Annotated in this window: 21 protein-coding genes and 3 pseudogenes; 22 read left to right on the forward strand and 2 right to left on the reverse strand. The window is 32.8% G+C overall.

Annotation, left to right across the window (positions count from 1 at the left end; all coding sequences use genetic code 11):
- The first annotated feature begins 6 nt into the window (after positions 1–6).
- The 16 genes and pseudogenes from LMD38_RS11905 to LMD38_RS11975 all read left to right on the forward strand — a co-directional run.
- Positions 7–1,254 carry a PoNi-like cognate immunity protein gene (locus tag LMD38_RS11905; protein WP_062821701.1) on the forward strand — a complete coding sequence of 416 codons (1,248 nt, stop codon included), beginning with the start codon at positions 7–9 and terminating at the stop codon, positions 1,252–1,254.
- Between the two features lie 177 nt (positions 1,255–1,431).
- Positions 1,432–2,454, forward strand: a pseudogene (locus LMD38_RS11910) (hypothetical protein); the annotation flags it as partial.
- 12 nt (positions 2,455–2,466) lie between these two features.
- Positions 2,467–2,994 carry a hypothetical protein gene (locus LMD38_RS11915; RefSeq protein WP_001278747.1) on the forward strand — a complete coding sequence of 176 codons (528 nt, stop codon included), beginning with the start codon at positions 2,467–2,469 and terminating at the stop codon, positions 2,992–2,994.
- A gap of 75 nt (positions 2,995–3,069) precedes the next feature.
- Positions 3,070–3,312 (forward strand): PoNe immunity protein domain-containing protein, encoded by a 243-nt coding sequence (locus LMD38_RS11920; RefSeq protein ID WP_267479039.1) that lies wholly within the window; start codon positions 3,070–3,072, stop codon positions 3,310–3,312.
- Positions 3,309–3,392 carry a hypothetical protein gene (locus tag LMD38_RS28615; RefSeq protein ID WP_021728820.1) on the forward strand — a complete coding sequence of 28 codons (84 nt, stop codon included), beginning with the start codon at positions 3,309–3,311 and terminating at the stop codon, positions 3,390–3,392. The genes LMD38_RS11920 and LMD38_RS28615 overlap by 4 nt, the downstream gene beginning before the upstream one ends.
- Before the next feature lie 293 nt (positions 3,393–3,685).
- Positions 3,686–4,093: a hypothetical protein gene (locus tag LMD38_RS11925; protein WP_033678444.1), complete on the forward strand. Its 408-nt coding sequence runs from the start codon at positions 3,686–3,688 to the stop codon at positions 4,091–4,093.
- 27 nt (positions 4,094–4,120) lie between these two features.
- On the forward strand, positions 4,121–5,368 hold the full coding sequence (locus LMD38_RS11930; RefSeq protein ID WP_228920326.1) for a PoNi-like cognate immunity protein: 1,248 nt from the start codon (positions 4,121–4,123) through the stop codon (positions 5,366–5,368).
- 129 nt (positions 5,369–5,497) lie between these two features.
- Complete coding sequence (locus LMD38_RS11935; protein WP_227585642.1) at positions 5,498–5,656, forward strand: hypothetical protein; 159 nt, start codon at positions 5,498–5,500, stop codon at positions 5,654–5,656.
- Positions 5,614–6,384: a hypothetical protein gene (locus LMD38_RS11940; protein WP_227585643.1), complete on the forward strand. Its 771-nt coding sequence runs from the start codon at positions 5,614–5,616 to the stop codon at positions 6,382–6,384. Before LMD38_RS11935 ends, LMD38_RS11940 begins: the two co-directional genes overlap by 43 nt.
- A pseudogene (locus LMD38_RS11945) lies at positions 6,359–6,670 on the forward strand (immunity protein Imm33 domain-containing protein); the annotation flags it as partial. The gene LMD38_RS11940 and the pseudogene LMD38_RS11945, both read left to right, overlap by 26 nt.
- A gap of 210 nt (positions 6,671–6,880) precedes the next feature.
- Entirely contained in the window at positions 6,881–7,813 is a 933-nt protein-coding gene (locus tag LMD38_RS11950; RefSeq protein ID WP_061182879.1) for an AAA family ATPase, read from the forward strand.
- Positions 7,810–8,919: a DUF58 domain-containing protein gene (locus tag LMD38_RS11955; protein ID WP_061182880.1), complete on the forward strand. Its 1,110-nt coding sequence runs from the start codon at positions 7,810–7,812 to the stop codon at positions 8,917–8,919. The genes LMD38_RS11950 and LMD38_RS11955 overlap by 4 nt, the downstream gene beginning before the upstream one ends.
- A gap of 15 nt (positions 8,920–8,934) precedes the next feature.
- Complete coding sequence (locus LMD38_RS11960) at positions 8,935–9,663, forward strand: hypothetical protein (RefSeq protein WP_062821700.1); 729 nt, start codon at positions 8,935–8,937, stop codon at positions 9,661–9,663.
- A gap of 258 nt (positions 9,664–9,921) precedes the next feature.
- A complete protein-coding gene (locus LMD38_RS11965; RefSeq protein WP_062821699.1) occupies positions 9,922–10,428 on the forward strand; it encodes a DUF3902 family protein in 507 nt (168 codons plus the stop codon).
- 225 nt (positions 10,429–10,653) lie between these two features.
- Positions 10,654–11,820, forward strand: a complete 1,167-nt coding sequence (locus tag LMD38_RS11970; protein WP_061184284.1) for a serine hydrolase domain-containing protein — start codon at positions 10,654–10,656, stop codon at positions 11,818–11,820.
- Between the two features lie 104 nt (positions 11,821–11,924).
- Positions 11,925–12,026: pseudogene (locus LMD38_RS11975) on the forward strand (DUF3902 family protein); the annotation flags it as partial.
- A gap of 144 nt (positions 12,027–12,170) precedes the next feature.
- On the opposite strand, the gene LMD38_RS11980 reads toward LMD38_RS11975, so the two are convergent.
- Positions 12,171–12,746 (reverse strand): sugar O-acetyltransferase, encoded by a 576-nt coding sequence (locus LMD38_RS11980; RefSeq protein ID WP_062821698.1) that lies wholly within the window; start codon positions 12,744–12,746, stop codon positions 12,171–12,173.
- Between the two features lie 125 nt (positions 12,747–12,871).
- Between LMD38_RS11980 and LMD38_RS11985 the strand changes: the two genes are divergently transcribed.
- The 5 genes from LMD38_RS11985 (at position 12,872) to LMD38_RS12005 (ending at position 17,959) form a co-directional block, all read left to right on the forward strand.
- On the forward strand, positions 12,872–13,762 hold the full coding sequence (locus tag LMD38_RS11985; protein WP_062821697.1) for a LysR family transcriptional regulator: 891 nt from the start codon (positions 12,872–12,874) through the stop codon (positions 13,760–13,762).
- Positions 13,763–14,048: 286 nt separating this feature from the next.
- Positions 14,049–15,803, forward strand: coding sequence for an adenine deaminase C-terminal domain-containing protein (locus tag LMD38_RS11990; protein WP_062821696.1), 1,755 nt, complete (start codon positions 14,049–14,051; stop codon positions 15,801–15,803).
- Positions 15,804–15,916: 113 nt separating this feature from the next.
- Entirely contained in the window at positions 15,917–16,444 is a 528-nt protein-coding gene (locus tag LMD38_RS11995; RefSeq protein WP_062821695.1) for a hypothetical protein, read from the forward strand.
- A 220-nt stretch (positions 16,445–16,664) separates the two neighbouring features.
- Positions 16,665–17,753, forward strand: coding sequence for a response regulator aspartate phosphatase (locus tag LMD38_RS12000; protein ID WP_073530519.1), 1,089 nt, complete (start codon positions 16,665–16,667; stop codon positions 17,751–17,753).
- On the forward strand, positions 17,750–17,959 hold the full coding sequence (locus LMD38_RS12005) for a hypothetical protein (protein ID WP_062821694.1): 210 nt from the start codon (positions 17,750–17,752) through the stop codon (positions 17,957–17,959). The genes LMD38_RS12000 and LMD38_RS12005 overlap by 4 nt, the downstream gene beginning before the upstream one ends.
- A 65-nt stretch (positions 17,960–18,024) precedes the next feature.
- Here LMD38_RS12005 and LMD38_RS12010 read toward each other — a convergent pair whose 3' ends face one another.
- Positions 18,025–19,404: a catalase gene (locus LMD38_RS12010; protein ID WP_062821693.1), complete on the reverse strand. Its 1,380-nt coding sequence runs from the start codon at positions 19,402–19,404 to the stop codon at positions 18,025–18,027.
- Positions 19,405–19,676: 272 nt separating this feature from the next.
- Between LMD38_RS12010 and LMD38_RS12015 the strand changes: the two genes are divergently transcribed.
- Positions 19,677–20,894 (forward strand): aspartate aminotransferase family protein, encoded by a 1,218-nt coding sequence (locus LMD38_RS12015; protein WP_062821692.1) that lies wholly within the window; start codon positions 19,677–19,679, stop codon positions 20,892–20,894.
- Positions 20,895–21,013 lie beyond the last annotated feature (119 nt).

The following is a 21,013-nucleotide window of genomic DNA, read 5'->3' on the forward strand; positions in this document are numbered from 1 at the left end:
AATAGTATGAGAGATTATTTAATTATAGAAGAAAAATGTAGAGAAGGAATTGAATATAATAAAGAGTTTATTCAAGAAAATAAAGAGGATATTAAAAGTTTAGAAGAAGATGAGAAAAAGGGAATTCAAAGATATTCTAAGGATAATAATAGTATTATAGAAGGAACCTACTTATCAAGCTTTAATTATGAGTTAGAGGATATTATTGCAAAATATTCCCTAGGAGAAGCTATCCATACAATAGAAGGAGATTTTGACAACGCTCTTATTGATTTGAGGCATATAGGGGAAAATGAAGTTGGATATTTAAATCTAATTTGGATGATATCTCTAGGAATTTTATTAGAGACGGAGAAAAAGAATCTTGTAAGTTTAGCTAAGCTAGTTGAGAAGGAAAATATGAACGACGCAGTAATTGATTTCCTCTTATGCGCTAGTGATATCGGATACACAAACATGACGAACAGATATTATAAAGAAAATCCATATGCAAAAACGAAAGAGATTATAGAACTTGCACAAACAGATAAAAAAGAAGCGTCTAAAAGATTACAAGCGTATATGGAGAAAGAATGGTTTAAAGGCCATTATGATTATGAATGGAAAAATGCGCATAAAGAACCTGGATATGTGGGGTATTGGAGCTTTGAGACAGCTGCAATAGTAAAGATACTCGGACTTGATGATACAAGTTTAAAAGGTAATAACCATTATCCATATGATTTGGCACATTATAAAAATGAAATGAAATTTAAACATATAGACCTAAGTGAATATCACTATGAAGATGAGACAGAAGAAATCGAGGATATAGTAGAAGGAATTGAAAATAATCCTGCATTGGAAAACATTATTCCGCCAAAATGGCATTCATTGGTTAATGAATTGGTCCATGACTATGAGAATATGGATGATAGTAATTTTTATGAAAAATACAAAAAAACAATAGGAATAGGTCAAGTGTGGTTCTTACCACAAGAGTATGAAGAAGCAAATGAGCAAAAAAATCTATTAGGAAGTTTAATTGTGTTTGCCCTGACGGTAAGAGAGTATATATTACAATTGGACTATAAAGAAGATTTAGAAGACTACATTGATAATCTTAAAAATTTCTGGAATGTTTCAGAAACAAAGTTAGTTCAATTTATATTAGAAAATGATCAAAATTATTATGCATGGGTACCAAAAGAAGTAAATATCCCAAATATGTATGAAGTGAAGATAGAGAGTGTTGATGTAGAGGAAGTTCTATAACGAACATATCGAAATATTACGCATCATGAGTAACGTTAAAAAATTAATTTATACGGAATTTAATGAATGAAAAATTAAAAAATAGTGGTAGTTTGGAGAATCCAACTACCACTATTTTTGTATTTACGAATGGTTCTGTAAAGTAAGTAGCGTGTTTAATGAATTCAATCAATCATTCATTCATCCAGCAACAACTACAGCACCGCCCTCCAATTAGCGGCTAGCATCACAGCCGGACTCGCTGAAGTGCAAAGCGGGAAAGGATTTAGTCCTGTGAGTGGGATGTTTAGTACACAAGGGTTGAATATGGATTGGGTGAGTTCTATTCAGGGGATTATAGAAGAACAAGCTCGTCAAACCGAGATGAAACAAATTACTTTGCAAAAACAACAATTTAACTTACAAGAGCAGGAAGACAATAGATCATGGCATGAAAAAACAGCCATTTATGCGCAAACATTTTTGCATGGAGTTATCGAATTTTTTCAAGGTGCTGGTGATGCAGCACTAGAAAACTTTTTTGGACTACAACCACATGAGAATGATAAATTAGAAAGTAAGACAACTTACCAAGCTGGAAGGTTGGCTGGAAATGTTATATCAATAGCCGGGTCCATTGTAGAAATGTTTGAAGGTATTTCGCTCATAGGTGGATCTAATTTCTTAACTATCGTCGCAGAAGTAGGAACTGGTGGGTTAGCATCACCAATTGTTATTCCATTAGATATAGCAGCAACAGCTGCTGGGGCTAGTCTTTTTGCACATGGTGGATTTGTATGGGATAAATCGATTCAAAATGCTAAGGATACTCTTCAAAGAATCCAGTCTTCTGGTGGAGGTAAGGGTACTGGTGATGGTGGCCAGGGAGCCAGTGTAGCAGGGAACATTGGAAAAAATGATAAACTAGCAAGTCAAGGACATGTTGATGCTGGCGTTTCAGGGGCTCCAAAAGTTGATGCAGGAAAACAAGGTAAACATGTTCCTGGTCATGGGAATAATGTCTCAACCAAATCGCAGTGGGGAGCAGGGAAGAATGGAGTAGTAGAGACACAAGAAGCATGGGTGAAAGGAACACCAGTAAAGCCAGATGGAAGTGTTAGAGTACATGATTTTGGAAAACCAATAGGTCCAAATGGAGAAACGAGGGTAAAGGTTCATATGGATGGTAAAGGAAATATACATGGATACCCTGTACAATAAAGGAGAATAATTATGAGTGATGAGATACTAAAAGTTGTTAATAAATTATATAAACAAGGTGATTTCCAATATGTTTTGGGGAAATTTGTTGATAAACATTTCTGGGATGGAGAAATTAATAAAATATCAAATATAAACGTTGATAATATTACTGATTTTAGTTATTCATCATGTTTTTCTTACATTCTTCTACCACTAGATGTGAAATTTCGTTTTGGTAGTGTAGAATTCAGTGAGTATGTTCGGAAGCAATCAGAAATTAATTGTGTAATGCTAATGATTTCGGCAATCGCGCCATATGCAGTGGTTAAATATTTAAGATATAGATACACTAATGGTACAATCGAGCTAGTTGAAGAGTCCTCGCCATACAATGATGAATCTAAGAAAATAGGAAGTAGTATTTTAAAATTATTAGATAGTAACGGAATAAAGAATCTTGATAAAGAAACGTTAAGTATTGAAGTGGAGGATGTTTCGTTAGAGTTAAAGGAAACAGGTGTTACTATATATAATTGTTTATTTGAAGATGAGTATTAAAAAGAAGCATTAATGATTGTCCAGAAACCAAAGAAGGGATACAAATAATAGAGGTAGATTAGTAGTTTTTAAGAAGTGATTACAGTTCGAAAATATAGCTGGTTATTTGAAAAGCCATTTAAAAGTCTGATTAATGTTATTTTGTGTAATGATAATACAAAATCTTGTGAATTCATGAAAAAATACTTGTTAGGGCAATGGTATGTTGGGCATAATAATATGGTATGGTATGGTATGGTATGGTATGGTATGAATGCCATAAACATTAAGAAAAATTATATTTTGGTTATTGGAGTTTTGAAAGTGGAGCAATTATGAAAATTTTAGGATTAGATGATAGTATATTAAAAGATATTTCTTATTATCCTTATGACATGGTTCATTTTAAAAATGAATAAATTCTCTATGCGAAAAAATAATATTAGTACAAAGAGATAATTATTATTAAAATAATCAAAAAATATTTAATTACGCTTGTAACAGAAATATGTACTTATAGCACTTGATTGTCGACTAAAGGCAACAAGTGCTTTTTATTTAGGGTATCGTTCAAGTTGATAAAGTAGCAGAGAGCATTATGTTGCTAGAAACTTAAATGAACATCAATTAAAAGTTGTAGAAGCCAAGAAAAATATTATGAAAAAAAGCAAAAAAAGGTAATTATGGTGAAATAAAATCTAATGACAATTTATTGAATAATCAAAGTTTAAAAGAAGCTGGATTTGATTTAAAGCCAGTCGGAAAAAGTGCACCGTCAGGTATAAATGATAAAATAGTAAAAGGAATTGATGGATTATACGAAAATACAAATACAGAGTCAAAGATCAAATACGTTATAGATGAAGCTAAATTTGGTAGTTCACAATTAGGAAAAACTAAAGATGGACGACAAATGTCAAATGATTGGTTGAAAGGTTCTGAAACTGGAAAAAGTAGAATATTAAAAGCTGTTGAGGGAGATGAAGTATTAGCTGAACAGATTACGAAAGCCTTGAAAAGAGGTAAAGTTGAAAGAGTATTATCAAAAGTTGATAGTAGTGGAAAGGTTAAAACATTTAAGATAGATGCAAAGGGTAACATCGTTGGAGAATGGCCATAATTTAGAAGCTAGGAGGAATTGAATGGTATGAGAGATTATTTATGTATAGAAGAAAAGTGTAGAGAAGGAATTGAATATCATAAAGAGTTTATAGAGGAAAATAGAGAAGATATTAAAAGTTTAGAAGAAGATACTAAAAATGGAATTCAAAGATATTCTAAAGATAATAAGAGTATTATAGAAGGGACATATCTAGCCAATTTTAGATATGAGATGGAGGATATTAGGGCAAAGTATTCTTTAGGGGAAGATGTTAGTGTAATAGAAGAAGATTTTCATAATGCAATTCATGATTTAGAGAATACAGGAAGTAGGGAAATTGGATATTTAAGTCTGATTTGGATGATTTCCTTAGGGATTTTGCTAGAAACGGATAAAAGGAATTTAGAAAGATTAAAAAAGATAGTTGAGAAGGAAAATATGAATGACGCAGTAATTGATTTCCTCTTATGCGCTAGTGATATCGGATACACAAAAGTGACGAATAGATATTATAAAGAAAATCCATATGCAAAAACGAGAGAGATTATAGAACTTGCACAAACAGATAAAAAAGAAGCATCTAAAAGATTACAAACGTACATGGAGAAAGAATGGTTTAAAGGCCATTATGATTATGAATGGAAAAATGCGCATAAAGAACCTGGATATGTGGGGTATTGGAGCTTTGAGACAGCTGCAATAGTAAAGATACTCGAACTTGATGATACAAGTTTAAAAGGTAATAACCATTATCCATATGATTTGGCACATTATAAAAATGAAATGAAATTTAAGCATATAGATCTAAGTGAATATCACTATGAAGATGAGACAGAAGAAATAGAGGATATAGTAGAAGGAATTGAAAATAATCCTGCATTGGAAAATATTATTCCGCCAAAATGGCATTCATTGGTCAATGAATTGATCCATGACTATGAGAATATGGAGGATAGTAGTTTTTATGAAAAATACAAAAAAACGATAGGAATAGGTCAAGTGTGGTTCTTACCACAAGAGTATGAAGAAGAAAATGAGCAAAAAAATCTATTAGGAAGTTTAATTGTGTTTGCCCTGACGGTAAGAGATTATATATTACAATTGGACTATAAAGAGGATTTAGAGGACTACATCGATAATCTTAAAAATTTCTGGAATGTTTCAGAAACAAAGTTAGTTCAATTTATGTTAGAGAATGATCAAAATTATTATGCATGGGTACCAAAAGAAGTAAATATCCCAAATATGTATGAAGTGAAGATAGAGAGTGTCGATGTAGAGGAAGTTCTATAACGAACAAATTGAAATGGTTGTCATCATATGTAATGTTAGAATACATTTTACTAGTTAATTGAAAACAATGCAGGCGTTGAAAAAAAGGCGTATAGTTACTAAAAAGTAGAGGGAAAGAAGGCTGTTGAATTGAGATTGGCGGATTTTATTGAATTAGATAAAAATGAAGTAATTTACTTTGATTTTAAAAATATTTCACCATCATTTGAAGTGCAAAAAGAATTACATCCTGTAAAAAAAATATTTTGTACAAAAAAGATTATCAAGAAAGAATTTTATACGGAGTAAAAGAAAAATTTGACTGTGATAGATGTGATCTTGTTTTAGAGATATATTCTAAAATATATGCAAATAAAAACTTGAACAATTTAGATTTAGATACTATGAATTCTTTTTATCAAACGTACCGGCTTTTATTGCTATCAAGTGATAAGTCATTTTGGAAAAGTGATTTTAATGTATTCTGTAATAATCGTGGTGTTGGTGTGAAGCCTAAATCAATTAAAAAAAATGCCTTAAAGCTGTTAAGGTATGAATGGTTATTGTCTGAAAAAGTGTTTAATCATTATGAAAATATCAATAATCATCCCGATGTTATGCGTTTTGCTACAGTGACACATACAATAGGAAACATGACATTATTGCCTAAAGGATTTAACGTTGGGCGTGCTATTGCAACTAGAGATTATTGGGATTTAACATTAATGTCACTACAAAGTTTTTTAGGTCGTTCTTTCGATACTTTCGTAACAGATTATTATATGCAAGACTTTATTGATGATAAATTAGAGTTATGGAAGGGGCATTGTTTTGAATACCCATTGCCAAATTCGTTTAATAAAGTGGAGGCTCACGAACTATCGGAAATTAAAAAAAATCAAATTGTTCAAAGCCGAATTTTTGAATTTATGGGAAATGCCAATAATAAGATCGAGAAACGTTCTGAACGATTATATAAAGCGTTACTAGTTAAATGGAAGGAGAATATAAATAGAGGGACAATTAATAAAATTTAACGATAAGATTGTGATAGCGAAAAATGTGTTGCAACAAGAAGAGGTGTATTTACAAAGATCTAGTGGTTGTGATGAAGGTGATTCAGGTTGGTATATAGGTCCTATCAATGAAGAAGTATCAGGAAAATTGGAAATCATATACGCCTACCAATTATTAAAAATGAAACCTGCAATTATTCAAGTGCTAACCTTACCGTATAATTATTTAGTAGTATTTGAGAAGGACAAAATTAAAGCGGTTTTAAATGAATGTGATGTTGATATTTGGGGTGAAATAGTAAAATAATGAATGTATATAAGGTGTCAAATGCCCAATATGAAAATCACGTGAGATAAGCACTTTATTGTCAACAGAGGACAATAGGTGCTTTTTTACGTGGAGTAAAGAAAAAATATAAGTTTGCTTGTTGTTCTGTTTCAACTTAGTTTCATATGTTATAATTTGGAAAGTATATATTCTTAATTTTTAGAAAATTTAAAGGTGGTAGGTTGATATATGAGTACATTAAAGAAAATTACGAACAATATTTCGAAGGTTATTATAGGAAAAGATGAAGCGATTGAACTTGCAGCTATAGCTCTTATAGCAAGAGGGCATATTTTATTAGAGGATGTACCGGGGACAGGAAAAACAACATTAGCGAAAAGTTTGGCTAAAAGTGTGGACGCTAAATTTCAAAGAATTCAATTCACAGCGGATACTTTGCCTGGAGATGTTATTGGCCTTGAATATTTTAATGTGAAGGAATCGGAGTTTAAAACGAGGTTAGGTCCTATTTTTGCAAATATAGTATTGGTGGATGAAATTAATCGGGCTGTACCGAGAACGCAATCTTCGTTACTCGAAGTTATGGAAGAGCGTACTGTTACAATTGCGAAACAGACGCATTCCTTACCAGAACCTTTTTTAGTTATAGCTACGCAAAATCCACTCGAATCAGCGGGCACATTTCCGTTGCCAGATGCTCAGTTAGACCGGTTTTTACTCACAATACGCCAAGGTTATCCTACGAGAGAAGCTGAAAAGGAAATGATGAATCGGTTTCAAATGAATGATCCATTAGAAACGTTACATTCTATTATTTCAAGTGAAGAAATTATTAAGATGCAAAAACGAGCAAGAGAAGTGTTAGTAGGGAATGATGTGCAAGATTATCTACTTGAAATTATTGAGGCAACGCGTAAACATGAGTTAATTGAAATTGGAGTAAGCCCGCGGGGGACATTGGCATTTATGAGAGCGATTCAAGCAAGGGCAATATTAAATGAAAGAGATTATTGTACGCCAGATGATATTAAGACACTCGCTGCATCGGTTTGCGCTCATCGTTTAACGTTAACGATTGAAGGGGAGATGAAAACGACGAAAGAACAAATCATGAAAGAAATTCTTCATACAATTAATGTGCCAGTGGAGAATGTACGATGAATCAACAACGTGTGTATACACCTTTAGCGGAGCCTTTCGTAATGGGAGTTATGTCAGTTCTAGCCGTTATTTTATGTATATTTTCAAGTAATCTACTTTTTTTATCTCTCGTATTTTTGTATGTAATTTTAATAGGTGCGATGCATGTGTACATACGTAAAGTATCTCGTGTTGAATGGGAATACAGTCAAGGGAATTCAAACGTTTTTATAGGTGAAGCGAATGTGTGCAAAGTAAAAATTTCAAACAAGTCGTTATTCCCTATTTTCAATATCGTATTTCGATTTAAATGTGAAAATAAGCTAACTTGGAATCATGATGAAATAAACAAAAATACGAATACAGGTTCAAATTATTATATGAATTTTAATTTAAAAGGAAGAGAGTCAGTTTCATTTGATTTGCAAGCTGTAGCTGTAAAAAGAGGAATTGCGAAATGGGAAGAAGTAGAAATTGTCATTACGGATCCTTTTGGATTCACAACGAACCATATTACATATAAACAAGTTGAAACGCCGTCCTATTTAGTTTTACCAGCTGTTCCGAAAATGCAAGTTCCTGAATTACAAGAATGGTCACGAGGATTTCGAAAAGCGATGTCATCACCCTTATATGATGAAACGAAAGTAATGGGAGTGAAGTCGTATGAAAATGAAGATTTTCGTTCTATCCACTGGAGTGCAACAGCGAAAACAGGGACGATAATCGCGAAAAAGTACGAGCGAACACAATCAGATAAATATGCGATATATCTCAACTTGCAAAATAAAAGCGGTATTTCTTTGAGAAATGATACAGAGGAATTAATTGAATTAACAGCAGGCATATGTAAACAACTGCTCATGCAAAACTGTTCATTTGAAGTTTGGATCAATAGTGTAAAAGATAATGGATTGTTGCATATAAAGAACGGTCATAACCGGAAACATTTGCAAAATGTATTAAAAGTACTTGCCTCAATATCGGACCAAGATACTCCTGTATCTTCCACTTATTTTTACACAGCAGGCTTTCGTCGAAAAGAATTGGATGCAGTTCCTTTAATTCTTGGTACTTCCCCAAGGAAATACACCAGAACGAATAGATGGGTTGTAATTAAAGAATAAGAAGGGGTTTATGTCATGGTTAATAAAGAGAGACATATGAAAGTAAAGTTGTGGAGTGTTAGAGTATTAATACTACTTTTCTTTACGGTTAGTGCGATAACGTTTTCACAAGGTGTTGTGCATGTACAAGACATAGTAAAAGGCCTTTTTTCTAGTAAGACGGAGACAATATCAGAAAGAAATTATGATTTTACTAGTGTAGACTCACAGTTTGATGAACCTGAAAGAATTATAGATGAAGAAACAGGAGTTGTAGATACAAAAACAAAAATAGATAGGAAAATTCCACTTTTTGTACGAAAAAATTCATGGACTGATGTGTTTTCTGTTCTTTCAAATTCATGGATTAGTGTCGTTTTTTGTGTAATTATTGCAGTGGTCATTTTATATGTTTTTTATAAATTAATGAGGAAAAAGGTAAAGAAATCAGAAATAGAACAGGATAAACAATCGATAACAAAAGAAAATACGGATAGAACCGAAAAGAATAAGAAAGTGATGCATCAGTTTGAACAGCCGTTGCCTAAAGATACGATAAGGAAAACGTTAGTTGAATGGGAAAGAACTTTACCATTTCACGAACAGCGAAGGTCCTATGAAACGATGCAACAATGGTTAAGCAGAATTTGTAGAACGCGAGATATTATTCCGATATATGAGTCTGTCCGTTATGGAGAAAAGACGTATACAGAGTTAGATGTGGAAAAGACTGTGCAATGGATAGAGCGAGACGGGAAGGTTTGAAGTTAATATAAGTAAATGAAATTAACTGTAAATTAATTTTATTTACTTATATTTAATTACGTGGTAATGTATACTTACTTTTTTATATCGCTACCAATGGAAAAAGGTAGCCTTAGTAGAGTATTGTTCGTTACATTTTTTGTGAGTTTATCTTCGCATCATCAGTATAGAATGAAAAAGAGATAAACCAATTACGGGTATCATGTAAATAAAAAAATATAATTTATATTTAAATTTTTGTAAGGGTGTGAAAATAGAATGAAACCGGTATTGAAAAACATACTCCTTTCCTTTATTTTTTCTGCAGCAGGGATGTGTTGGTTTCTGTTTATATTAGTTAGAGGAGGTGGAGACTGGTTATTGTCTTGGGTAGGTGTATTAATGGCATTTTTATCTTTATACACGTTAATAGATTTATATTGTAAGTATACATACGATAAAAAATTAAGTAAATTGTTTATTAAAACCACAGTTACTATCTTTAGTTTTGCAGTATTGGGAATTACCTTTGGTATTGTACACGAGCTATTACAGCCATGGAGTCTCAGTCTAATGGTTTGGTATTGGTTGTTAGTATTACTTTTACTTGTAATGACGATAATATTATTAGTGATTTTAGTATTTGTTAATCGTAAAAATCACCATATTCCTAGGAGATATAGAATACTTATATTGCTAAATTTATTTCTTACGTTAGCACCAGTATTATGGCCACTATTACTTTCTATTATCGGAAATGGCATGAACGCTAGTGCAGGATGGTAAAAGTGAATAAACTAAAAAAATGATATAGGGTTTTAAATATAAAAGAGAACGTGTTTTCATAAATTGAAAACACGTTCTCTTTTATTTTCATACATTACTTTTTTCTTGTTGTTAAATTTTAAGAGTAAGTATTTCGTAAGGAATGGATAAGAAAAAAGAGAGTTTTATCATATAGGATAAAAGTATAGCTTGAATCAATACGATAGGAATAGGGGAGAGAATTTTATGAAAAAACGTAATTCAATGAAGTTAGCGAGTTTGACAGTTTTATTAGCGGGTACTACTCTATTTACACCTGGTTTTACTGTGAAGGCAGAGTCTACTCAAAGTATTTCGAATTCGTCAAAAGTACATGATCAAAAGAATCGGAATGGCTGGAAACAAGTAATGCAGGAAACTATACAAATTGGGGCGCCAGGGGTATTAGCTAAGACGTCTAATAAAGGGAAAATTAATAGTTATACTGCTGGCGTGGCGGATTTAAGTACAAAGAAACCGGTGAAATCGGATTATCGCTTTCGGATTGGTAGTGTGACAAAAACTTTTACCGCCACGACTGTCCTTCAATTAGTAGGAGAAAATCGCGTACAACTTGACGAACCAATTGAGAAGTGGCTACCAGGTCTTATTCAAGGGAATGGGTATGATGGTAATCAAATTACGATACGTCAACTATTGAACCATACGAGTGGTATCGCTGAATATTTAAAATCAAAAGACGCTGACGTAATGAATTCGAAAAAAACGTATACAGCAGAAGAAATAGTGAAAATAGGCCTTTCTCTGCCTCCAGATTTCTCGCCGGGCAAAGATTGGTTGTATTCAAACACAGGATATGTAATATTGGGAATGCTAATTGAAAAAATAACTGGTAATAGTTATGCGGAAGAAATTGAAAATCGAATTATTGAACCTTTGGATTTGTCAAATACGTTTTTACCAGGAAATTCACCCGTCATCCCAGGAAAGAATCATGCTCGTGGATATGTGAAAATGGAAGAAACAGGCGAGTTGAAAGACATTACGTATTATAATCCGAGTTTAGCTAATGCAGCTGGAGATATGATTTCTAATGCTGATGATTTAAACAAGTTCTTTTCATCTTTACTCGGTGGTAAGTTACTGAAGGAACGCGAGCTAAAAGAAATGATTACTACAGTTCCTGTAGAAGGAAAAGGGGTTGGTGATGGATATGGTCTTGGAATCTATGAGACTAAACTTCCAAATGGTGTCTCAGTATGGGGGCACGGAGGATCAATTCCTGGATTTATGACTTTTGCTGGTGGAGTAATTGGAGGCAAGCATACATTTGCTGTCAATGTTAACTCTTTAGGTCCAGTTGATATTCTTACACAGTTTGATAAAATGATGCAAGTTGAATTTAATAAATAGATGAAGAGAAAGCGAATGGCAATTAACTATAGTTGGATCGTATAGGGAGCTATTAACGAGGCGGAATATTTCGGTATTAATTGCTAGTGTTCGTATTATTTTAAACGACCATAATATCATTAGTTCGTCTCGTATTTGTTAATCATAAAAATCATAATTTTGCCGGAGGATACAGTATACTCATACTTCTAAATATACTGCTGACGTAAGAACCAGTATTATGGCCGCTATTCATTTAAATGGTAAGAATGCTAGTGCAGATTGGTAAAGTGAATATAAGTTATAAAATATTTGACAGAACGTGTTTAGTAATAAACACGTTCTGTTTTGATATAAATAAGAATTTAATTTCAATCGTTCTGAATGACTTTCACAACTTTTGCAGGTACTCCTGCAACGACAGTATTTTCAGGCACATCTTTCGTAACAACTGCACCTGCAGCGACAACTGAGTTGTTTCCTATAGTCACACCAGGTAGTATGGTTGCACTAGACCCAATCCATACATTTTCACCAATTGTAACAGGGGAAGCGTATGTCGTGTTTCTAGTTTCTAAAGTTAGCCCGTGATTAAGTGTGGCAATTGTCACATTCATACCGATCATACTATTATCTCCTATATGAATTCCGCCCCTATCTTGAAAAGAACATCCAGTATTAAAAAATACATTTTTTCCAATCGTAATATTTTTACCAAAGTCTGTATGAAACGGTGGAAAGCACATAAAAGATGGATCAATGTTGTTACCTGTTAATTCACTAAATATCGCTACAATCTCTTTTTTAGAATAATAAGATGTATTTAATTTCATTGTTATCTTTTGAGCTTCATAGCTACTTTGAACTAGTAAATCATGTAATTCTTTATTCTCGCCTGAAATAGGATTGCCTGCCTTACAAAAATTTATAAAATTTTTCATATCCATTGTTATACTCTCCCTCTAAAACGCTAATCTTTTCAATGCAATCATAAAATGATACGATTCCAATATCAAATACCTATATTAAATACATTCATATGCTTATTAGCTATATGTAAAAGGAGGATATCGTGGAAATTCGAGTGTTACGCTATTTTATTGCTGTAGCAAATGAAGAGAGTATTTCAGCAGCTGCAAAACAATTACATTTGTCGCAACCTACATTATCAAGGCAATTGAAAGATTTAGAAATGGAATTAGGAACAGATTTATTTATAAGAGGAAATAGAAAAATCTCTTTAACAGAAGAGGGGAAATACTTATTTAAAAAAGCGAAGGAAATTGTCGATTTAGCAGATAAAACGGAAGCGAACTTAAAAGATTCAAAAGAAATGATAAGCGGGGAAGTTTATATTGGTGCTGGTGAAACTGAAGCGATGCATCTTATTGCAAAAACATTAAAAGGATTAATAAAAGACTATCCAAGTATTCGATTTCATTTGTACAGTGGAAATGCTGATGACATTAAGAGTAAATTAGATAGTGGATTATTAGATTTTGGTGTCGTTATAGAGCCAACAGATAAGCAAAAATATGAATATGTACAATTGCCAGCAAAAGACACTTGGGGGGTATTAATGTGTAAAGATAGTCCTTTAGCTGATAAACAAGTTATTAGCCCAGTGGATTTAATAGATAAACCACTATTCATTTCACGACAAGCTACTGTTAGTAATGAATTAACAGGATGGTTTGGACAAAGTATAGATAATTTAAATATCATCGCAACATATAATTTGCTTTATAACGCAGCACTTATGGTTGAAGAAGGTATTGGATATGCATTATGTATAGATAAAATAATCAACACGTCAGGAAACAGTAAACTTTGTTTTAAACCATTACAGCCTAAATTAGAAGCAAACTTAAATATTATTTGGAAAAAGAATCAAGTGTTTTCAAAAGCGGCCAATGTATTTTTAAATCAGCTTCGACATAGTATAAACTTATCAGAAATATAAGTTAAAAAGGACATGCCATCCTATTAAGATGGATGTCTTTTTTAGCTTATAAAATACTCATCAGTCTATCAAAAGTGAAAGTAAAACACTTTCATAATAATAATCATGTTTCAATAGGGGGTAGAAATGAACTGACACAAAAAGAAAATTATGAAAATTGTTGTTTTTAAAACTATTCAATATAAAATACTTAATAGGGGGAAATGTAAGGGGATATAAAATGAATGATACTTTAGTTAATTAATTATTTCCAATCTTAACTAATATAAAAATGGAGTTGAATACAATGGAAAAAACTCATTTTAAATGGAGTAACAAGCAATTACGAGAACATGTTGAAATAATAGACGGTATACGAAGTCCACACAAATTATTAAAGAATGCAACATACTTAAATTCCTATATACGTGAATGGATGCAAGCAAATATTTGGATTTATGATGACCGTATTATATATGTAGGAGAAAAGTTGCCAGAGCAACTATATGGATGTGAAATCATTGATTGTGATGAAAAGTATATAGTTCCTAGTTACATAGAACCGCATGCACATCCATATCAATTATATAATCCAGAGACGTTAGCGAATCATGCGATGCAATTTGGAACAACAACTTTTATTAATGATAATTTAACTTTATTTTTCACATTAAAGCGTAAAGAATCGTTTCATTTATTAGATGAATTTAAAAAGATTCCAGCTAGCATGTATTGGTGGTGCCGTTTTGATGGACAAACTGAATTGCAAAATGGGGAATCTTTATTTAATCGTGAAGAAATAATAGAGTGGCTACAGCATGAAGCAGTTCTTCAAGGAGGAGAGCTAACAGCATGGCCAAAATTATTACATGGCGATGATGAAATGCTAACTTGGGTGCAGGAAACAAAGCGATTACAGAAAAAAGTAGAAGGACATTTCCCAGGAGCATCAGAAGCAACGTTAGCAAAATTAAAACTGTTAGGTACAGACTGTGATCATGAAGCGATGACAGGACAAGAGGCGTTAACTCGTCTTATGCAAGGTTACACTGTTTCTCTTCGAAACTCTTCGATCCGACCAGATTTAGAAGTTTTACTGAAAGAATTACTAGAATTAGGTGTGAAGCAATTTGATAGATTCATTTTCACAACAGACGGTTCCCATCCGTCCTTTTATGAAAACGGAATGACGAATGTAATGATTACTATTGCTATAAAGCAAGGTGTTCCAGTAATAGATGCGTATCATATGGCAAGTTATAATATTGCTCGTTATTATAATATGGAGCATATACATGGTTCGATTGCAACAGGGAGAATTGCCAATATCAATATTTTAGAAAATAAAGAAAACCCAGTACCAACAAGCGTTATTGCAAAGGGGAAATGGGTGAAGCGTGACGGTGTAAATACACATGAAGCATTACGTATAGACTGGAGTAAATGTAAAGTAACTCCATTATCCTTAGATTGGTCCATAGAAAAAGAGGATATGACTTTCTCTAATAAAACGGGGATACACTTATTAAATAACGTTATAACAAAGCCATATGCTAGTGAAATCAACATAGACTGTGATGAATTGTCCACAGATCATGATGAATGTTTCCTTATGATGATTGCTCGTGATGGCAGTTGGCGAGTGAATACAGTTGTGAAAGGTTTTGCGAAAGAACTAGGTGGGCTTGCTAGCTCTTATTCTGGTACAGGTGACATCATTCTTATTGGAAAGAGTAAAGGAGATATGCTTACAGCTTTTCATAGGATAAAAGAGCTTGGCGGGGGAATGGCCATAGCTGAAAAGAATGAAGTAATACATGAAATAGCATTACCATTGCTCGGGATTATGTCTAATTTAAAAATGAGTGAATTAATACAAGAAGAGAAACAGATGGTGAAATTATTGCAAGAGCGTGGCTACGCGTATGATGATCCAGCATTTACAATTTTATTCTTTTCTGCGACGCACTTGCCTTTTATACGGGTAACGCCTATAGGGCTATATGACGTAAAAAGTGGAAGGGTAGTTGCTTCGCCGGTGAATGTAATAAATCAATATTAGACGGAAAGATCCTATGAAAGATTTATTTTATAGGATCTTTCTCATTTCTAGCATAAGAATATTGTAAGCCTCAAATGATACAGTATATAAATCATTTGAGGTGATATGTAAATATGAAAAAAACATTATACATTTTAAGCATATTTATTCTGTGTGTATCAATACAACACGTTGTACATTCCCAATCAGATGCACCAAGGTTATCTTCGGATTGTCTTGAAGAAAGGAAAATTCGAGATGAAAAGTATGTGAAGAATATAATACAGGACATTAAATCCACATTTAATTTAAATATTGATGAACATAGTTTTTGGGAAGTAAGTAAAAGAGATCTGGAGGCTGCCCATTTGATGTATGGTGGAAGGGAAAATGATTCTTATTATAATTCGCTAACTAAAATTTATGATAGTGGTGGATTTAGCGAGCAGCCCAGCTTATTTGTGAGGGCGCAAGAAGCATTTTTACTTTATAAAGAAAAAGATAATATAAATGTAATGAAACACTTAAACCTAGATGTTGAAAAAGGGGAATGGCTCGTTATAAAAACGAAAAAGAAGAAAGGGAAAAAAGTGAAATTTAAGCCGTTACAATGTGAAAAAGATTATATGAAAAAGAGAAATGAGTACCAAAATATAAAATAATACAACGATAATTTTAAAGGAAAGAGTTTTTGTTAATAAATGATAAGAAGCAAGCAATCATATTATTTTATGTAAATATGGTTGCTTATTTTTAGTTTGAATAGAATTCCTTTGTAATTTACTGAATTTTCAGAATTAATTTTATCAATTAATTCTATAGGACGTGTATGATTTAATTGAGATAAAATATAATTATTAAGCATGAAAGAGGGGGAAGAGTTTGATTACAAACACAAATGAGGAAATTAATAGTTTATTAAAGAAATGGTATGAAAATATTATAAGATGTAACAGAAACGAAGCATTACAAATCAAAACAGAATTAAATAAAAGAATTAATGAAAATGAATTAAATTTGGATCAAAAATATTATTTAGAATTATTTAACTTTAGATATCAAGTGCTTACAGATGGGCTTTCAATTAATAAGAGATCATTTGATCATATTGATTTAATGAATTTATCTGAAGCTAATTCAATTCAATTTTATTATCACTTCTTTAAGGGAATACATAGAACGATAGTAAGTGACTATAATGTTGCAAAAATACATTTTGAACAAGCTGAAGAATTCATGCCGAGTGATTTAAATGAATTTGAGAAAGCTGAGTTTATGTATAGACAAGCAACTTACTTGTATCAAACTTATCAACCCCTACTTGCGATCGAGAGAGTAACTGAGGCTAAAAATATTTTTTTAAAACATAAAGAATATAATGTACTTGTTGCGTTGTGTAAAAACGTTTACGGATTATCGTGTATAGATTTAAAACAATATAATTTAGCAGAAGAAAGTTTTGACGCTGCTATTGATATATTACGAAGAGAATCTCAAGAAGAGTTATTACTGCGTGTACGGAGCAACATAGGCTGGTTATATGAAAATCAAAATCTATTACCATCTGCAATTCGCCATTTGTCAGAAGTAAACAGTAAAATAGCTAATCATGCACGTGCGCTTTTTTCAGAGGCTGAAGCACACTTTAAGTTGGGAGAAGCAGTGCGTGCAGAAGAACTTATTAATCGGGGAATAAATGTGAGTAAGGAAATGGGGAATAAAGAATACCTCCATAGATTTTTAATCCTTGAACAAATGAACAAATTATCAAATACAAATGACCTAGAGAGGGTTGTAATTGAAGGTATTCAATATTTTGAACAGAATAATCTATCAGATGCTGTTTGTGAATATACTGAAAAACTAGCAATAAAATTTCATGAGGAAAATAATTATCAAAAAGCTAGTGAATATTTTTATCAAAGTACAGTGTCGCAAAAAAAATCAATGGAAAAAGGGGCGTTAATATGATAAAAGAAATCAAAATATTTTTGGTGGGCATTGCATTTATTGGTACAATCGCTTTTGGCGGATCCCAATTTATTCAATATGCAAATAGAGGAGATACACCAGCGCCAGCAAGGGACTTTATTCAATATGCAAATCGTGGGGATACTCCTGCACCGGTAATTCCTACTTATACAAAAACTACAAATGATAGCTTGAAGTTATCATAGAAATCATAAAAAATGGTTATAAAAAAACGTCATTTTAATTATTAAAAATGACGTTTTTTATATACTTAAAGCTTTTGCATCGCACTTTCAATCCTCTTCACCAAATCAACAGACACGTTATGAAAATACTCTAAAACGACCTTCCTAATATCATCGGATATAACTTTCAAATCACCAGCTAAGTTTTCAGCAAGATGTTCTTTTTCTATCGGTTTTAACATCGCATAAAATTCGCCAGCCTGCGTAAAGTCATCTTGTTTTGATATAGAAGTTCTCTCAAGTTTACCATCAACGTACCTTCCGTCACCGCTCGTTATTTGATTAGCAGGTGTCCAATTTTGTTGCTTATTAATCGTTAATTTGCGGAATTCAGGTCCAATTCGTCTTCTTTGGGAATCACTATAAATGTTAGCTCGCCCTTGCAACATTTTATCATCTGATAATTCTGCACCGTCTAGTAAATTAGAAGGGGAGAAAGCGACTTTTTCTACTTGTTCCATATAATTTTCAGGGTTTTTATTTAATACCATTTTGCCGACTGGTATAAGAGGATACGCTTTTTCATCCCATATTTTTGTATCATCTAAAGGATCGTAAGAAAGATGCGCTTCATCTTTCGGGTCCATGAGCTGGACATATAAACCATATTCCACTGGTTTACCGTTTGCAATTGCATCATATAAATCTTTCCCGCTATAATCAGGGTTTTCGGCAGCCAGTTTATTTGCTTCCTCGCTAGTAATGAATTGTACACCTTCAAATGGGTACCAATGATACTTTACATACTTTCGATTACCTTCTGCATTTCTCCAAACATATGTATTTACACTATGTCCTGGAATGTGGCGAAGGCTTTTGGCCGTACCATTATCAGAGTACAAACGGACAACGAAATGTATGGATTCAGGTGCTCTAGCGACAAAGCTCCAAAATCTATTAGGGTCTATTAAGTTATTTTTAGGTGAAGGTGACAACGCTTGAATTGTTTCAGGGAAACGCATCGGATCGCGTACAGAAAAGACAGGAATGTGATTACATAATAGATCGAAAATACCTTCTTTTGTATAAAATTTTGTAGAAAAACCGCGTACATTTCTAGAAGTATCAGGTGTTCCTTTCGTACTAACAGCTAGTGAAAATCGTACCATAACAGGAACTTTCTCATTAGAATGTTGTAGAAAACTTAGTTTCGTATGTTCAGACATTGGATAGATCGTTTGAAAATAACCGAATGCACCAAATCCTTTTACATGAACAGGTCTTTCTAAAATTTTTTCGTGAATAAATTGTTGTAACGCCTCGTGAAGCACACTATCTTGCTCTAGAACAGGTCCACGTGAACCAACTGTTTGAGAGTGAAGTATAGCTTGTTCATTACGTTCTTCATTATCATTAAAGTCTTTCCCTAGTAAAGATTGCCTCTGTTTATCATAGTTTTCATCCATCAATATAGCCTCCAAATCTTTTTTGTCCATTGTTACTAAATATGATTTTATAGCCTTGATTATGTATAACACGCTAAGTTCAAACTAGTTACAGACCGCTAGATGAGAAAAACGCGTATGTAGTGGACCTGTTGAAATAGAAGAAATTATGGAAAAATGAATATCGGGAAGAACATTACTATTAAAATTTCAATCTTAAAAATGAATTTATACATGACTTTATAGAAAATGAACAGAAATAAAACAGGGAGAATAACTAGGAGGAATGTAACATGTCGGATTGGTTTCAATTAGATAAAGAGTATATGATGTCAACGTACTGTCGTACAAAGCTTGCGATAGAAAGAGGAGAAGGGTGTAAGCTGTATGATGTGGATGGTAAAGAGTATTTAGATTTATTTTCTGGTGTAGGCGTAAATGTATTAGGATACAATCATCCGAAAATTGTGCAAACGACAATGGATCAAGCTACGAAGTCGTTGCATCTACCGTTTCATTTTTTAAACCCAGTTGCAATTGAGTATGCAAAGAAATTAGTTGATTGCTCTTTAAAAAACGGAAAGGTCTTTTTTACAAACTCTGGTACGGAAGCGACAGAAACAACGTTGAAATTAATTGATAAATATAGAGCTATTACGCATGAAGAACGTGAAGGAATTGTAGTGCTGAAGAATAGTTTCCACGGGCGTACGTTAGGAGCACTTCATTTTACGAGACAAGAAAGTGTATATCAAAATTTCCCTAAAACATCGATCCCGGTATATGAAGTTGAGCGCGAGAATATAGAGCAATTAGAAGAAACAATTATTCATGAAAATCCAATTGCAATTATGTTAGAACCTGTATTAGGAAGCGGGGGTATTTATCCTTTATCGCGTGAATATTTACATGGTGTTCAAAAAATATGTGATAAATATAATATCATTCTTATCGTTGATGAAGTGCAAAGTGGTATGGGGAGAACAGGAAAACTATTCGCGTATCAAAATTTCAATATTACACCACATATTATTCAAATTGGTAAAGGAGCAGGAGGCGGGATACCACTTGGCGGAATTATTGTAGGTGAAAGGTTATGTGATGTATTTGCGCCAGGAGATCACGGCACAACATTTGCTCATTCATCAATGGGGACGGCTTTAGGATTAACTGTATTAAATACATTACTTGATGACGGGTTAATGCAAGAAGCTTATGAAACGTCACTATATTTGAATGACAAACTGCAAGACATTCAGAAAGAAAATTCTTATTATATTCAGGAAGTGCGTCATGCGGGGATGATGTTTGGGATAAGTGTGAATGACACGAATGAAAATGTGAAGAAATTACAGATTGAGTTAATGAATAAAGGAATGTTAGTCGATGTAACACAAGGGAATATTATTCGATTACTTCCGCCGTATATTATTACGAAAGAGGAAATTGACGCATTCACTTATGAGTTTATTTCCTGTATTCATAACATAGCTGCTACAGCAAGTATTTAAAAAAATATAAAAAAATATAAAAAGCTGAAGAAGTCGCTATTTTAGCGGCTTCTTCAGCTTTTTAAAATAGTAAATTACTTAACCTAGAGAGCATCTCATTGGACAAATAATTAATTATG

It is taken from the genome of Bacillus pacificus, from assembly GCF_020861345.1.
In the GTDB taxonomy this organism is placed as follows: Bacteria; Bacillota; Bacilli; order Bacillales; family Bacillaceae_G; genus Bacillus_A; species Bacillus_A pacificus.